At 57.2% G+C, this 16,109-nt stretch carries 14 protein-coding genes and 1 pseudogene; 3 read left to right on the forward strand and 12 right to left on the reverse strand.

Annotation, left to right across the window (positions count from 1 at the left end):
* Positions 1 to 119: 119 nt before the first annotated feature.
* Positions 120 to 3,017, forward strand: a pseudogene (locus AFE_RS16775) (bifunctional diguanylate cyclase/phosphodiesterase); the annotation flags it as partial.
* A 68-nt stretch (positions 3,018 to 3,085) separates the two neighbouring features.
* On the opposite strand, the gene tnpC reads toward AFE_RS16775, so the two are convergent.
* The 3 genes from tnpC to tnpA are packed head-to-tail and all read right to left on the reverse strand — an operon-like array spanning position 3,086 to position 5,443.
* Positions 3,086 to 4,723 (reverse strand): IS66 family transposase, encoded by a 1,638-nt coding sequence (gene tnpC / locus AFE_RS15660; RefSeq protein WP_012607185.1) that lies wholly within the window; start codon positions 4,721 to 4,723, stop codon positions 3,086 to 3,088.
* A gap of 49 nt (positions 4,724 to 4,772) precedes the next feature.
* Complete coding sequence (tnpB, locus tag AFE_RS07945; RefSeq protein ID WP_009569019.1) at positions 4,773 to 5,120, reverse strand: IS66 family insertion sequence element accessory protein TnpB; 348 nt, start codon at positions 5,118 to 5,120, stop codon at positions 4,773 to 4,775.
* Positions 5,111 to 5,443 (reverse strand): IS66 family insertion sequence element accessory protein TnpA, encoded by a 333-nt coding sequence (gene tnpA / locus AFE_RS07950; RefSeq protein ID WP_012536651.1) that lies wholly within the window; start codon positions 5,441 to 5,443, stop codon positions 5,111 to 5,113. The genes tnpB and tnpA overlap by 10 nt, the downstream gene beginning before the upstream one ends.
* 113 nt (positions 5,444 to 5,556) lie before the next feature.
* Between tnpA and AFE_RS07955 the strand changes: the two genes are divergently transcribed.
* On the forward strand, positions 5,557 to 5,979 hold the full coding sequence (locus tag AFE_RS07955) for a hypothetical protein (RefSeq protein ID WP_012607186.1): 423 nt from the start codon (positions 5,557 to 5,559) through the stop codon (positions 5,977 to 5,979).
* Between the two features lie 136 nt (positions 5,980 to 6,115).
* On the opposite strand, the gene AFE_RS07960 is transcribed toward AFE_RS07955, so the two are convergent.
* From AFE_RS07960 to AFE_RS08005, 8 genes are all read right to left on the reverse strand, one after another.
* On the reverse strand, positions 6,116 to 6,892 hold the full coding sequence (locus AFE_RS07960; RefSeq protein ID WP_012536715.1) for a PilZ domain-containing protein: 777 nt from the start codon (positions 6,890 to 6,892) through the stop codon (positions 6,116 to 6,118).
* Between the two features lie 104 nt (positions 6,893 to 6,996).
* Complete coding sequence (locus tag AFE_RS07965; RefSeq protein WP_012536716.1) at positions 6,997 to 9,636, reverse strand: EAL domain-containing protein; 2,640 nt, start codon at positions 9,634 to 9,636, stop codon at positions 6,997 to 6,999.
* 424 nt (positions 9,637 to 10,060) lie between these two features.
* Complete coding sequence (locus tag AFE_RS07970; protein WP_009562011.1) at positions 10,061 to 10,249, reverse strand: hypothetical protein; 189 nt, start codon at positions 10,247 to 10,249, stop codon at positions 10,061 to 10,063.
* Between the two features lie 237 nt (positions 10,250 to 10,486).
* Positions 10,487 to 11,386, reverse strand: a complete 900-nt coding sequence (locus AFE_RS07980) for a phospholipase D-like domain-containing protein (protein WP_009562016.1) — start codon at positions 11,384 to 11,386, stop codon at positions 10,487 to 10,489.
* 327 nt (positions 11,387 to 11,713) lie between these two features.
* Positions 11,714 to 11,971: a hypothetical protein gene (locus tag AFE_RS07990; RefSeq protein WP_012607192.1), complete on the reverse strand. Its 258-nt coding sequence runs from the start codon at positions 11,969 to 11,971 to the stop codon at positions 11,714 to 11,716.
* Between the two features lie 83 nt (positions 11,972 to 12,054).
* Entirely contained in the window at positions 12,055 to 13,308 is a 1,254-nt protein-coding gene (locus AFE_RS07995; protein ID WP_009563647.1) for a ParB/RepB/Spo0J family partition protein, read from the reverse strand.
* 1 nt (position 13,309) lies between these two features.
* Entirely contained in the window at positions 13,310 to 14,080 is a 771-nt protein-coding gene (locus tag AFE_RS08000; protein WP_012607193.1) for a ParA family protein, read from the reverse strand.
* Positions 14,059 to 14,499 carry a hypothetical protein gene (locus AFE_RS08005; protein WP_009563488.1) on the reverse strand — a complete coding sequence of 147 codons (441 nt, stop codon included), beginning with the start codon at positions 14,497 to 14,499 and terminating at the stop codon, positions 14,059 to 14,061. The genes AFE_RS08000 and AFE_RS08005 overlap by 22 nt, the downstream gene beginning before the upstream one ends.
* A gap of 129 nt (positions 14,500 to 14,628) precedes the next feature.
* Here AFE_RS08005 and AFE_RS08010 point away from each other — a divergent pair, with 129 nt between their 5' ends.
* The gene (locus AFE_RS08010; RefSeq protein WP_009563487.1) at positions 14,629 to 14,997 is read left to right on the forward strand and encodes a cytochrome P460 family protein; all 369 of its coding nucleotides are present in this window, start codon (positions 14,629 to 14,631) and stop codon (positions 14,995 to 14,997) included.
* 10 nt (positions 14,998 to 15,007) lie between these two features.
* Here the strand turns inward: AFE_RS08010 and AFE_RS08015 are convergent, their stop codons facing one another.
* On the reverse strand, positions 15,008 to 16,006 hold the full coding sequence (locus AFE_RS08015; RefSeq protein WP_009563486.1) for an aldo/keto reductase: 999 nt from the start codon (positions 16,004 to 16,006) through the stop codon (positions 15,008 to 15,010).
* Positions 16,007 to 16,109: the final 103 nt, after the last annotated feature.

Here is a 16,109-nt window from a genome sequence, read left to right on the forward strand (position 1 = left end):
GTCCTGTAGACCAAGAACAAACCAATTGAACCGCCATCGACTTCAAAAGATCCCCCATGACAGCACCAGATACCGCTAATTTTCTCACCCTGGACGCCCTGCTAACCAAGATTAATCAGATGATTTCTGGCGCTGAAGATGAGTCAGTACTTCTGCAACACATATGCGAAATCGCTGTGCAGCAAAGCGGTCTGAAGCTGGCCTTTGTTTCCCGACCAGATACACAAGGGCGATTTCAGTTTCTTGCCGCTGCCGGACAAGTGGGCTACCTCAAAGATCTGTTCATCTCCAGTGATGCGCAGATTCCGGAAGGGCAAGGTCCCGCAGCTCGCGCTTGGCGCGAGGCGCGCGTTTATTTTGGCACTAATTTTACGAAGGAGCCGTTCCTGGCCCCCTGGAAAAAGCGTGCGCAGGCCTATGGCCTGGCCGACAGCGCAACACTGCCCATCTTCCGCGACGGAAAGGTCTGGGCAATTTTATCGGTATATCGCGGCGACGAAGCCCAATTCGACGACGCCCTGCAGACCATACTGCAACAATTGTCCCTCCAGATCAGTCAGGGCCTGGAGCGACTGCAGGATGTGCAGAGGTTGCGATTTTTGCGCGCATCGGTGGAGGCGCTGGAAGACGGCGTCACCATTGCTGACCCGCAAAGACACCTTATCTATGTCAACCAGGCTTTCCTGAAGCTCACCGGCTACGCCATGAAAGAAGTGCTTGGCCGCGACTGCAAGTTCCTGCAAGCCCCGCAGACCGATGCGCAGACAGTCCGGCAGATTGCTATTGCTTTGGCGCAGGAACAGTCCTACACCGGAGACATTCTCAACCAGCGCAACGACGGCACCCTGTTCTGGAATCGGTTGCACATTGACCCGGTTCTCAATGACCAGGGCGCATTGACCGGATTCATCGGCCTGCAACGGGACATCACACAAGAGCGCGAAAACAGGAACCTCATCCAGACACTGCTGGACAACGCGGCGGTGGGGATCACGGTAGTACGCCAACGCCAAATCGTGCAGTGCAACCAGCATCTAGCAGGCATGATAGGTCTGTCGCCAGAGCGCGTGATCGGGCAAAGCAGTCGGTTGTTTTACCCCGACGAGGCAACCTGGGAACGGATCGGACAGGCCTATGCCGAACTCCTCCAAACGGGATCGACCATTATCCGCCATGTAATGCTTGCGCACTACCACAATCAAAACCCACCAGTCGTCGACGCTTTTGTTAAATTGCTGGACGATCAGGAGACCTCCATCTGGACCGTGGTGGATGTGACGGAGTCGGTACAGCAGGCACAACAGCTAAAGAAACTGCAAAATATCTATCAGGCGTTGACGGTAGAAGCGGATATTCTTCTGCAGGGGCGTAATGTGCAGGACATGCTGGAAACCACCTGCACCCGGCTCGGGGAAATGGGGATCTTTCACACGGTCGGCGTTGTGCGTCCCGATGCGCAGGGAAGGGTGCGGGTGTTAGCTGGAGCGGGTCCCGGGATCGAGATGATGCAACCGTTTCAAATCCACGTGGACGATCCCTCTAGCATGTCTGCGCGCGCATGGCGCGAGCAGAGAACCATCGTACATTCCGATTTCTCCTCCTCACAGGCAGATCGTCCGTGGGGGCAGGTACTCGCTACATCCGGATGGGTTTCGGCATTGGCGACTCCCGTATGGCGAGATGGGACGCCCTTTGCCGTTATAAAATTTATTTCCACGGAGCAGGTGTTTGATGCCGATACCACCACCGCCTGTGAGCGCTTGGCCTCCTTGCTCGGCCATAGTCTCGACGAGCATGACCTCAAGGAGCACTTGCGTTTACTGCAGGAACAGGAGGCGAAGATCGCCAGGACCGACCTGCTCACGGGATTGCCCAACCGGCGCTTCCTGGAAATCCAGATGGAACAGGCCATAGCTCGTGCCGAACGCCACAACCAGCTCCTGGCGGTCTGCATGCTGGATCTGGACGGCTTCAAGCCTGTCAACGATACCTATGGCCATGGGGCCGGAGATGAAGTGCTGGTGGCCTTGGGAAAACGCCTGTCCGAAGCCTTGCGCAAATCGGACTTCGTCGCCCGCCTGGGAGGGGATGAATTCGTCCTGCTGGTGGAAGATCTCGAGGATCTGGACGATCTTGCCAACATCATGAAAAAGATCGAGGACACCATCACCGCCCCCATTCCGCTGAGCAATGGCAAAAGCGTTCAGATCGGGGCGAGCATGGGGGTCGCCCTTTACCCCTTTGGGGATACAGACACGGGGGACAAACTCCTGCGCCTGGCGGATCAGGCCATGTACGAGAGCAAGGCAAATAAGGCGGCCCGGGAGCGCTTCTGGGTGCTTTTTGGCGAGGAAGTACAAAAAGAAAAATGCACCCCCGGGCAACAGCTTTTGGATGCTGGGGCTCTGGAGGTCTGGTATCAACCTGTCCTGGATAGCCGGACACGCAGGGTGGTCGGTGTCGAGGCCTTGGCACGTCTACGGGATACGGATGGTACCCTCTGGACGCCGGCGGAGTTCCTGCCGCAATTGCAGATTGGAAATCTTTCTGATCTGACCGGGAAAGTCTTGGCGCAGTCCTTGGCCGATCTGTCTCTTCTGGATGCACATGGATGGTCCCTATGGGTCTCTGTCAATCTGGATCCACGCTCCGTCTCGGAAGGCTGCATCACCTGCCTACAGGAAATGATCGCCCAAAGCACAGTGGATCCCTCCCGCATCACTCTGGAGATTCTGGAGGGAGATGATTTCCTGGAACAGCAGAAGGCGTTGGATCATCTCCTGGAAATAAAAGCATTAGGTGTCCGGCTGGCCCTGGACGATGTGGGCAGCGCCTATAGTTCCCTGCTGCGGATAAAGGATCTTCCTATTGATGAGATCAAACTGGACCAGAGCTTTATCCGCTCCTTGGAGCAGCGACCTCAGGATCTGCATTTTGTAGGTACCATTCAGGATCTCGCTGCTGGCATGGGCGTGGATCTGGTGGTGGAGGGGGTGGAAACGGAGGATATTCTGGATGCGATCATCGTCACGGGTGCGCAGTTCCGTAAACGTTCAGCCAACCCACCCTTGCGGGTTGGCGCCAATCAGGCTAATGCAGATTTTTTCCAGTTCCACGGCAAGAGTTCGTGGAGTTTTTTGTTGGGCCAGGTCGGGAGCTTTTCGAGCACGTCACAGAGGTACGCGAAGGGCTCGATGCCGTTGAGTTTGCACGTTTCGATGATGCTGTAGAAGGACGCGGCACGCTCGCCACCGGCATCATTTCCAACAAATAAAAAATTCTTGCGACCAATGGCCACGCCCCGCAGCGCTCGCTCCACCGGATTATTATCGATGCTGAGTTGTCCTTCTTCGAGGTAGAGCGTCAGTGCTTTCCAACGGTTGAGGGCATAGCCGATGGCTTTAGCGATGCCACTTTGCGGCGCCACCTGCATCTGGGTTTCCGTGAGCCAGGCATGGAAGGCTTCCAGCAGGGGACCGGCACGCTGCTGCCGGGCGGCGACTTTCTGATCTGGTAGAGATTCCTTGATCTCCGCTTCGATGGCGTAGAGTTTGACGATCCAGGCCAGGGCCTTCTGGGCTACCGGACTGGGACCCCGCTGTTCCACGTCATAGAAGTGGCGGCGGACATGCGCCCAGCATCCCGCTTCGATGATCTGTTCCTTGCGGTAGAGGGCATCATACCCCCCATAGTCATCGGTCTGGAGGATGCCTTGCCAGTCACCCAGAAAGTGCTGCGCGTGGATCCCCTTACGGTCCGGGGCATAATCAAAGACCACGATGGGATGCGGGGCATCCGCCTGGCTGCGATACACCCAGAGATAGGCTTTATCCGTCTTGCCGCTGCCGGGGTTGAGGACGGGCAAGGGCGTCTCGTCGGCGTGCAGAATCTTTCCTTCCAGCAAGGCCATTTTGCAGGCTTCGGCGAGAATGCTGATCCAGTATTCGCCCTGACCCAGCCAGCTGCAGAGAGTGGCGCGAGAGATCGGTACGCCCGCTCGCTGGTACTGGGTTCCCTGCCGGTACAAAGGCAGGTGATCCACGTGTTTCGCCGTCATCACATGGGCCACTAGGCGCGCCGTGGGCAAGCCCTTGTCAATCACCTGTGCCGGTAATGCCGGACTTTCGAGGGTACCGCAGGGGCGGCAGGCCAGTTTGGGGCGGATATGGCGAATCACCTGGAAGCGTCCGGGGATATAATCCAGTTTTTCGCTGATCTCTTCCCCGACCGTTTCAAGTGGACCCCCACATTGCGCGCAAGTGCAAGTCTTGGGATCGTGACGTACTTCTACCCGGGGCAGATGGGCGGGGATCGCCATGCGGCCGGGGTGCCGGCGTACGGGACGGGCGGGGACCGTTACGGTCTGCGCGTCGGCGGCTGCTCCCTCTGCACGGCCAGCGGTCACGGCCGCACTGTCTTCCAGAACGGTTTCGAGGAGGCTTTCCATCGCCGCGATTTCGGTATCCAGCGCTTCTTCCCAAAGACTGATCTGGTCGGGAGAGAGCTTTTCCGAACGGCGTCCGAATCGCCAGCGCTGCAGTTTGGCGATGGTGCTTTCCAGGCGGGCGATGGTTTCATCGCGCAGGGCAATGGCCGCTTGCTGTTGGGCGATGATCCGGGTGCGTTCCGCTTCCTGTTCCTCCTGCTGTTGCAGCAGGCTCAGCACCAGATCGCGCAGGGCGTCCGGGCTGGTGGGAAGCAGTGTGTGTGAGGTTGAAACCATCGGAATATAGTACCGGAACTGGGCTATTTATACAAGAAATTCCCGCTAGTTACAGCAGTTTTGGCGTGCATTTTTCCAGGCTCGGTAACGGCGTCCACGGGCGCCCCTCTACCAGCATCGCCCACTGCGCAGCGGAGAGTTCCAGGGCACCGGCATCGGCGCGGGGCCAATGGAGTCGTCCCTGATCCAGACGGCGATACACCAGCCAGAAACCCAGTCCATCCCACAGTAACAATTTCAGACGATCCCCTCGGCGGTTGCGAAAGACAAAAGCATGACCGCAAAAAGGATCGGCAGCCAATACCCCCTGTACCTTGGCCGCCAGGCCATCAAAGCCTAACCGCATATCTACGGGCGCTGCCGCGAGCCAGATCCGGCTGCTCGAATTTAGCCACATGGTCTTTCCAGAATCTGCACCAAGGTCTGGAGCCAGCTGGTATCTACCGGCGCCGCAAGCTTCAGGCTACGACCGGATAACAGGTGAATTTCCACCGGTGAAACAGGCGTCCTGACCGGCGCGGCCAGAGTTACCGGCAAAAACCCTTCGGGCACGGCGGACAGCAACGGCGTTTGTACAGAATCGGCAAAGCGTTTGCGCCAGTAATGCAGCGTGGCTACGGCGATCCCCGCCTGCGCACAATAATTCTTGACCGACTGTCCGCTCGCCTGAAATCCCTCTACCTGCTGCCGCCAATAAGCGACTTTCTCTTCTTTCTTCATCACCATCCCTCCGCGCTGAATGCAGATCAGGATCGGTCAGGTCAGGAAATTTGGGAAGGTGGGTTGCTTAGACGCTTACGCAGTTCCTACAGGGCTACGCCATCGCCAAACCTATGCCGCTATCAGAATTGCAGGCATTTCTCCAACGCCCCCCCTGCCATGGTCGACCGCATCCAACCAGTCTGCTGGGATTTTATGCCAAGCAAATCGCAGCCCATAATGCCCTAAAAAAAGCGATGCTCCATACCCCCCATCTAATAGACTATGTGGCAGTGGCCGACGCTACCATCTGTCCTGGCCATAACCATATCCGCAGATTAGGAATTGGTGACCACAAACGACTGGAGCGACTCCATCAGGAGTACCACCAATCCATTGCGGCCATGGGCGAACGGTCGATTTCCTCTCCGAACAATGGTGACTGGAGCGACGTAGATTCAGCGGAGAATGCGTTCGAACAGGCCATTATAGGTGCTTACTGGTACAAGAAAATGGAAGACGGAAATCCGGCTTGTGAAGCAGAGAAGCCAACATGATCTACGTTCCTTGGCGGTGGAAGAACCGAGCAAAACCGGCCACTCTGCCACCCATGGCACCGATGCGATAAGAAAGAATGGTACAAATTATCTTGCTAGGCGATGGATTAAACCGTTGTCTCAAATTCAGGGTCAACTATACCGTTTCTGGGGGTGCCCAGCGATGTCGCTCAGGGGCGGACAGTTGCCGGATGGCCTCCGCCTTCTTGCACAAATACAGTTGTTCTGCCTTTTGCAGTTGTGCTTTTGTCAGGTGAAAATAAATACCGACCAGATATCCATAGTGAGAATGAGAGAGAGTTTCTACCCGGACAATGGTGGCCGTGGTTTCGCAGCTGCCACAACCAGAGATCTCAAATTCCGCCAACAACATTTCTCCAGAGCGGAAATCTGCGGCATCGGTATAAAAACTTGCACCACTGGGACCAAAGTCATATAGCTTGGAGAGCAGTGTGCTCCCATTTCGGCGACGCACGATAATGTCTCCGTCCAGGCGCAGACGTTGTTTTTGGCGGGCGCGTCGAGTCAACACCAGGTTCGGCCTACGAAAATGATGCGCACCTTTCTGAAAAGATTTCCAGTCCGCAAAAAAACCAAGAAGATTAGGTTTGGCGAAGAGAAATATAAGCGCTTTGTTATAGCTGGGGATTTCTCCGTTGGCCGGCGTCGTCGGCTCCAGGACCAAGTCCCCCATATCCCACCCCTGCGCATGGCAGAGAAGACCGTCATCATCCTCTTCTGGACCGTAAACAATGGCGCTCCGCCCCTCTACGGCACCCAGAGCCTCCGGTTCTGGCAGTGGGAGTTCATCTGCCCCGCTGAGGAAGACCAGTGGTAGATATTCCACGAGTGGAAGTCCAGACCGATGCGGCAAAATTAAGGCTAGCTCGGTATCGCTTTCGGTAAGGCTCATATCCGATCATCCTATTTGTTTTGGTTTATCCAGCGGAAGCAATCCACACCATCAAAAACATGTTTTAATAATCTAATTTTATTAACAGTACGATTGTTTCACCTCTAGATATTATCCCGGCTTTCACCCGCCATGGCCAGCAATTCGGCCAGCAGCAAGCCATTTTCCATATCCAGCAGCTTTCCCTGTTCCATGGCTCCATCTGCATCCCCAGCATCAAAGTGCAACTTGGCCACACGGGCGACCTGATGAAGGCGTTCGTGGCGAGTGAGGAGACGCATAAATTGGGGGGTCGCACCAAAACGTTGTTTTCCCTCCCCACGCAACCACAGACCCAGATGACAATACTCCTCGGCATCCTTTTCAATAACATGGGCGGGAAACGGGTTTTCCTGGCGCAGTGCGCCGATGAATTTCTGTACGCGCAGGATGTGCCCCTCCAGGATGGGCGACAGGATATTCAGGGGATGCAAGGAATCTTTCGTCCGTGGAGCCGGGCGAAAATGGGCTACCCAAGCAGGAACGTCCTCTGCCGGAATCGGTTTGGAGAAAAAATACCCTTGCAGGTGGTTACAGCCCGTCTTCACCAACAAGTCGACATGATCTGCCGTTTCTACCCCTTCCGCGATCACGTTCATACCCAGCATGCGGCTGGCCGTGATGACCGCTGTAACGATAGCGAGATCCTTGGGGTCATCGATCACATCTCGCACGAAACTCTGGTCGATCTTGATGGAATCGGCAGGGAGCCGCTGGAGGTAGGTCAGAGAGGCATTGCCCGTGCCGAAGTCGTCGAGGGCAACGCGTACTCCCAAGCGATGGCAGGCGACCAAGAGTCTTTGCGCTTCTAGCATATCTCGCAAAGGAGCCGACTCGGTGATTTCGATCTCGACCAGCTCCGGCCGCAGGCCAGGGTACTTGGCCAACATCTCCTGGAGATCCTCCAGGAACCGGGCATCCAGCAGGTGACGGGTGCTGATATTGACCGACACACGCAGTGGATGGCCCGCTTCTTGCCAGAGGGCTGCCTGATGCAACGCCACGTTCAGGACAAAGCGACCGATGGGCCGCGCGAGGCGGACATGATCCAGGGCGGAGAAAAAGGCTGCGGGTGGAATCAAGCCTCTCTCCGGGTGTTGCAGGCGGATGAGGGCTTCCACCCCTATCACCGCTCCGGCGCTGGACACGACCGGTTGGTAGTACAGCACCAGACGGTTTTCCTGCAACGCTTGTTCGAGCAGGGCACGCGTCCCTGCTTCAGTCCGCATGGCCTCATCCAGGGCTAAGCTATGCAGTTGAAACTGATCCCGGCCCGCGTCCTTGGCGGCATAGAGCGCCATATCGGCGTGCCGGATTAGGGTGCTGGCATCACTGTCATCCAGTGGGAAAAGGGTGATACCCAGGCTGCCGGTAACGCTGGCCGCTTCACCATCGATTTCCAGCGGCTCACGGAGGGCGGCGAGTAATCGTTCGCTGACACCGTCTAGATCGTCGAGGCGCTCCAGGTCTGGCAATATCAGGCCGAACTCGTCGCCACCCAGACGAGCAAGGATGTCTCCTGCCCGTAACTGCACCTGCAGCCTTTGCACCACGGCTTGCAGCACCTGATCTCCAGCACCATGCCCCAAGCGGTCATTCACCTGCTTGAAGCCGTCCAAATCCAGAATCGCTACCCCCAGAAGCCGCTCGTGCCGCAGTGTTTGGTTTCTGGCGTTCTCCAGGAAGTCCATGAAGAGGAAGCGGTTGGGCAGGGCGGTAAGGGGATCGCGCAAAAATTGATTGCGTAGCAGAAATACCAGTTCCCCAAGATGGGCAAAGGCATTGAAGTATGCCGATCCAACCCGTTGGAAATAACCCTTTTCGCGCACGCCGATCAGGCCTGCGCCACGCAAATCCTCTGTCCCGAAAGGAAAGATGCCGATTTCCTCTACTTGGTTGCGCAAGGCCTTGATCCATTCCGGCGCTTGCGGATCATCCACGGCTTGGATGATGCTCTGCCCACTTCCCAACGCTTTCCAGCAGGGATCTCCGGTGCTCTTCTGGAGCTGTAGCCCTGGCGACAGAAGCCCGGCCTGGTGCTCCAAGGTTAAGGTCTCTCCCATGACGTCGCTCACCATGTAACCGGCCAGACGTACGCTGCCGCTCTTGGCCGGCAAGTCGTCGCAGATTTGCTGCAGCAAGTCTTCCGGCCGCAAAGACACCTTGCCGCGAGGGGCGGCAAGGACGCTCATCAGCACATTAGACAAGGCCAACCTCTCGGAATCGGTCTCGCGGGAGGCGTGGGCGTAGCCCTCGAGCTGAACCATGAGGTCACCGACCAGCAGACGGAACAGGGCGTCCCGCAGCAAATCCCGGTCACTCTCGGGAACCTGCACCTGAAGTATTTTTTGCCAATGGCGCCAGTAGAGAATATAGGCGCCGGCGATCCAGGAGGGTCCGATGCCGAGGTGGTGGTGCAGAGCCCCGATTTTGCGCATGGACTCCCGCCACGGCCTATCCAGGCGGCTGACCAGAAGGCCTTTAGCGTGTTCCGTTTGCTTCTGGATCAGAGCGTCCAGACGCGCGCTGGAGAAATCCCGGAATACGGCGGCGGTGGCGGGATGACTGAGCAGATAATCGTAAAAAGCGTGGGCAAGCGCCGATGCTTCTTTATCCAAGGCATCGCGATAACGGTCGATGACCTGAAAGTCAGAATCCTGCAGGCCAAGAAACGCGGGTAGAGTGCCACTATTGTCAATAATCATTCATGTACTCTTATATAATGTTTATTAGGGGCTGATGTTCCTCTGCTTTTTTCAATCGATCAAGATCACTTCAACGTCATGCGGACAAGAAAAATATAGTATGGACTGGCCCGCCCTGTGAAAAAACTCGAAACCGGCCTTTTTGAGAGGGCAACCAGCCACGGGCGCCATGACTAACAATCAACAGGTTGCCGTTTTCGAAAATCACTCTTGATTGAGATTCTCGATTTTACCTGCCTGATGACGGGTTTTGAGAGGACGTGACCATTCGCGCTTTTTCGTTACGCTGTAACAGCTTTTTACAGAACACCTGATTGCCCATCCAATTGTCAATCATGCAATAATATCAAAATAATCAATTGTTTAGCGAATTAATGAATGCCGCAAACTGGCAAATGCCCACATGTTGCCCAAGTGGCCTCTTCTAGGCGTCAGTTTCCGTAACTAACTGCATCCTTCCGGCCTCATACAGGGCCTGCAACTTGGCGCGCACCACGTTGAGTTCCATATCAATCGAGGCAATAGGGGCGCCGCGCTGTTCGCGCCGCTGAAGCAGGATGTGGCGATGGTTCTGGAGTTGGGCAATTCGGGTTTGGCGGTAGCTTTCGTTCATGATGCTTCTCCTGTGGTGGCGGTCATGATCTGTAAGGTGCCGGTGATTTTTATCGGGCATGCTGACGCCTGGATAACCTGAGCCCGCTTGAGGAAAGGCATATTCCGAAGAATTGCGCTTTCATTCAGCTTACGGTCAGTAAACAGGTCAAAATCGACGGATTGCCTGTGCCCAAGCTGTAACGCGATGGCGGGTCCGCTGAATATTAATACCACCCCCCTTTCGCGCATCAGAGGGTCAACCGGCCCGCGCCCAATCCTTATCGAACTGCGTTTGCAGCTTGCCGATGTCTGACCCGTTGAGCAGCAGGCCCATTTCCCGGTTATTGTCCAGGCTGGTCTGGGTGAAATTTTCGGAGCCGATGAAGGCCAGCGACTTGCCCGCGATCATCTTGGCGTGCATGTACAAGGGCTTTTTCGATAGCAAACGTACGCGACAGCCATGCTCCCGCAAGAAAGCCACAGCCCGCTTATCCTTCGCATTGATGCTGGCCGGCAGGATCATCCGGAGATTCCGGCCCTTCGCCGCCAGGGCATCCAGAATGGGTGCGTATGGCCCTAATTCCTCGCTCTCTACGTCGATGGGACCGGGCTGGTCGATCACTTGCAGCAGTTGCGCCGCAGACGTCCCCGGAGAAAGAACCAGCACCCGATGCGCGTAAGCCGGTGCGCGTTGATTGCCGCCCTGCGCCGCAGTCCAGTCCGCATTGAACACCGCGTTGACCGCCTGAACCACGGTCGCGTTGCGTGTGACATCGACATACTCCCGGTTCCGGTGGAAAGCCGACCAGTCGAAATTTGCCGTGCCGATCTCGACCTCATGCCCATTGGCACAATACTTACAGTGGAAAAACGAGTAGTCATTGCCGTGGCTGGTGAAGCGCGGCGGGGCCACCTTCCACCGTGCGCCGGTCGCGGCAATGGTCCGTTCCTCCCGGCGCACCTGCCAGGGCTTCATGCCGTAGGGCTTGCCCTCGATGATGACGCGCACATCCACCCCACGACGGTGAGCCGCAGCGAGGGCGCGAAGGATTTTGCGGTCGGACAGATAATACACGCCTACGTCCAGTTCACGGCGGGACGAATGGATGACCTGGATAATGGGCGCTGGACCTGCCTGTGGTTCGATAGAAAGCATATTTTTCCTTTTCAGGCCAGACTTGGTGTCTGGGTTGGTATTTTCCGGGACTTCCGGACCTCTATTTTGACCTGTGGCTTACTGGGCACCCTGCATTCCGGAACAGGGTCTTCTGGCAATGCCAGATCGCGCGGATAATGAAACCCACTTCCGCCCGTTCCGGCTGCCATGGACGTACTGACACCACCACAGGATTTTACGATGTTCTGTTTAATTTCTTGTATACACCCATCGGGTTGCGTGGCGTCCTGAATCGGTGCCTGTTCTTTTTTTGGCTGCCGCCGCACCCCATACTGGGGTGCATGGAAAATTTTGCTGATACCCAATTTACAGCCCTTTGCGGTATTTCAACCGCACATCCTGGCACTGGGGACAAACGTAAATATCGACTTCCAGCTTTTTCTCAAAGGCTTCTTCGCCGTCGGTAGCCACCTGACCGCCCAGGAAAGCAGCGCCCGCCCCCAACATGCCGGTCAGCCCACCCATACGCAGGCCGTGTGGGCCCTGGTAGGCCATATTGGTTCCGCAGGTGCAGATGACCTGCTGGACGTTTGCGTGATCGTTGTGTTCGCCAAATCCAAACATGACTATTCTCCTTTAGGGTTGGGCCAATATGAGACCGCAAAACAACCTCAAGCGTTCACGCTCCTTCCTGTCGCGGTTTGCGGTCACTCGTTTAACACCAATTCCAACACCTCAACGATCTCCACCGTTCCCATCGTCCCGGGCAATTCGCGCCCGGCCTTTGCAAAAGCCCTCTCCAACAAAGGGCGGGGGAGGGTCACCGTCACCTGATTCGGCAGGGATGCCCCCGGCAGGGATGCTCCCGGCAGGGATGCTCCATCCGCCGGATCTCCGACGACCACTCCGTTCTCATCCACGGCGCCCCCATCCTCGATGTCCTCATCGCTATCGATACTGCGCAGATCGATCGTGGACAAATCCACTTCTTCCCCATTGGCATCAAAAGCCCTTGCAGGGTGCGAACCCATCACGGCCCCATTTTCCTGCTGCATGTCTACCTCCTGCGGTTTTCCGCTCAAACCTTGTTCGTAGCGATCTTCCTCTCTATCCACCAGCACGCGGGAGAGGGTTTCCCCGGCCTGCAGGCTGGCACGGATGGCGTCCAGCACGATGCGCTTGTCCTCGTCCTTCATCCATCCTTTCATGCGACTGATGTCCGTTTGCCCGATGGACTCCAGCGGCACGCCCAGATACTCCGCCACCGCCTGCGCATCTTCGCTTCCCAGAGAGAGCATCTGATGTACCCATGCCTTGGATCGACCCAGCCGCTTGCCCAGATCCGCCAGGCTCGGCTTGGGATCCAGGCTATCCATCAACTGCTTTACGGCCTTCGCCGTATCCACAGGCGTCATATCCGCTCGCGCCAGATTTTCGACCAGCTGCATTTCCAGCCGATCGGCGTCTGTGTCGGGCTCCAATATCACGGCGGGAATCCGGGATAGGTCATAGCCCTTGCGACCGCATGGCTGGCCACTGTCTCGGGCAGCCATGGATGCCCTCCAGCGCCGCTCGCCCGCTATGATCCGATACCTTCCCGACGCGACAGGATGTACCGCGATGGGCTGCAATACCCCATGCTGCAGGATGCTCTCCTTCAGCAGTTCCAGATCATTGTCGATGGCGTCCTGCGCCCCGGATGCCACAAACGTCTTGCGCGGCTGCTCCGGGTCCGGCTCGATCTCCGACAACGCCAGAAAGAGCGCCGAAGCGGCTCCGCCGCCGACCGTTCCGCTCGCGACGGCATTCCGTTCATCCGCACGGGCCGCTTCCTGCCCCGAATTTCGTCTACCGGGTAGACGATCGGCTTTGGCAGCGGTCTCGCCGGAATCTCCCGCCATCTCGGCCAGCGTGCGCTTCATCTCATCAAAGAGATTCTCTGAAAGATCTACCTTGGCCATTTTATCCCTCCTTCACCGTTTCTTCCGTCGGCACCCGGTCCGTTTCCAGAATCATCTTGCAGGCCATGGCCCATTTCGCCGCCGCTGCGTCTTTCGGGTCCAGCTTCCAGACGGGCATCCCCTGTTTCATGGCGTTGGAAACAATCTGCCGATTGGTCAGATGCACCGGAAGCACATGCTGACCGAAACCCGATTCGGTGATCGCATCCACGACCATCTGCTGATTCGTGGAGTTCAAAACCCGCTTGTTGATGACCAGGGACAATCCCAGATCGACCTGCGAGGCGATCTCCCGCCAAACCTTGAGCAGCGAAGTGAGCCCCTGCAACGCCAGCAGGTCGGGCTCCACGGGCGCCACCAGCAATCCGCCCAGATAGAGCGGGGCCAGCTGCTGTACGCCGGCGGCTGGTGGCGTGTCGATGACCACCACATCGAAATCGATGTCGAGCAAACGGCTCATTGCCTCCTGTCCGGCCTTCAATCCCTGCTTTTCCACCAGATGCACATGCTGGTGGCCTGGCAGGATTTGGAGATCCCCATACCGGGTATCCTGGAACTCCAGGCGGGTGTCCCCATCCCACAGTTCCAATACCGATTTGCCGCGGCCATACGGCTCCCCCGTAGTGATGAAAGTGGCGTTGCGTTGGCCGTCCATATCCACGAGCAGGGTCTTTTTCTTCGCCGCCATGCTGGCGTAAGCCGCAATGTGAACGGCAAGAGCGGTCTTTCCTACTCCGCCCTTCTGATTGGTCACGGTAATGATCTGTGGCATCTCTCCCTCTCTTCTCGCGCTTTGCTAGCGCGAAACTTCGTTTTCCGCCGCTCCTGCTCCTGCAGTGGCGGATACAGAATCCAGGAATACCAATACAACATCGTATAGAGCACATCGGGCAGGCCTACTCCGTTGCGGCGGCTGACCTCTGCCAGGTTGTCCGCCAGATGCGCCGGAATCCGCACGTGTACTTCCACCCATTCCGGGCCGGACACGGCCGGAGGGTGCCCATCCCGCCATCGAAGTCCTTTCTCCCAGGCTTTTTCGGCCAGAAACCGGGAAGCGCAGTCCTCATGGACGGCCCGCAGCGTCATCCCCTGAACGAAGGCCAGAGCCTGGATGTACAGGTGCATCTTTAGCGGGATCACTGTCGATTCCCCCGCATAGGGCATACCGTTAAAGAGAGATGGTGTCAGCATGCTTTTCCCGGCTTGACCCTTTCACGAATGGGTATAGATCAGCGCCGGGCCAGATCGTCTACCGGGTAGACGATTTACGAAGGCTTTTCCAGGGTCCACAAGAGCAGCAACCAGCCGGCCAATGAAGCCATGGCCAAGACCGGAGGTATTCTCAAGGTTCATCGCTATCCCGGCGGCGCATTGGTGGTCAAGGAGAACTTCGCGAAGGATAAGAAGCCGACCGGGGTCACGGCAATGCTCAAACTCAAGGGATATGATTCGGCGGATAGGGATTGGGTGATGGCCGCCTACGATCCTCGGGGGAAGATATTGGCCTACGGCAAGATGGGATCCTGCATCGCCTGCCATGTGATGGGCCGCAAGCAGGATCTGGTTTTTGCTCCCCCGCCGACCCAACTCCTGCCGGTTTCTACCTGGAAGGCGTTTTTCCGAAAACAAGAGATTTCTCCGGTCTACGCCCACCTCTTGAAAACGCATGCCGCGAATGTCATGCAGTGATGGAGTGCGCTCAGACCATTCCCGGGCGCTTGGCTGGGGGCGCCATGAATTCCGGCCCCACCGGGTTCGGTACACAGCGCGCAAGGATGGCTTCGATCTCTGTCTTGCAGTCGGCATCCAACTTCCAACCCTCCACCTCGTTCACCGAATCGATCTGGCCGGGATGGCGCGCGCCCCAAAGCGCAATGGTTGGCCCCTGATCCAGTACCCAGCGCACGGCCAAAGCTAGTACAGATTTGCCATAGCGTCGCTGCGCAAGTTCGCGCAGTTCATCCACCGCGCGGAGGTAATGGGGGAAGCGTTCGCCTTGGAATTTCGGGTCGATACGGCGGAGATCATCACCCTCGAATTTCGTATCTGCCTGTATTCGTCCGCTCAGGAGGCCGCGGCACAGCGCACCGTAACCGAGCACAGTGAGGCCGGTTTTCTCGGCGTAAGGCAGTTCGGCCGCCTCGATGCCGCGCTCGAATAGGTTATAAGGAGACTGTAGCGCATCCAGCCGGGCAGCGGAGCGGAAAGCGTCCATCTGCGTTGGTGTGAAATTGCTGACTCCGATGGCGAGGATCTTGCCTTCGCGGCAAAGATCCTCCAGCACTCGGGCGGTTTCCTCAAGCGGCGTCTCCAAGTCCGGCCAGTGCACCTGGTAGAGATCGATCCGATCTGTGCGCAGGCGGTGCAGCGAATCCTCGATTTCCTGACGGATGCGAGTCGGACGGCTGTCGCGAAATACCTTGCCGTCCTTCCAGGCAAGACCGAGCTTGGTGGCAAGCTGTACTTTGTCCCGCAGTTTGCCTTCCTGAATCGCCCGGCCGACGATTTCCTCCGACCGTCCGAAACCGTAAACCGGGGCGGTATCGATCAGCGTGATGCCGCGCTCTACGGCGCGTTGGATGGTTTGAATGGACTCCTTCTCATCTGTGCCGCCCCACATCCAGCCGCCGATGGCCCAAGTGCCGAGGCCGATACGTGAGGTGACAACGGCGCTATGGCCGATGGTAATGGTTTCCATGTACTGCTCCTGTATGGTCCAGTCAATACAAGCCTACCATGAAGGCAGGTCCGCACAAGGCGGATTGATCAGAGTCCACACGAATCCGGAGATCCGGTATGGT

The organism is Acidithiobacillus ferrooxidans ATCC 23270 (genome assembly GCF_000021485.1).
GTDB lineage: Bacteria > Pseudomonadota > Gammaproteobacteria > Acidithiobacillales > Acidithiobacillaceae > Acidithiobacillus > Acidithiobacillus ferrooxidans.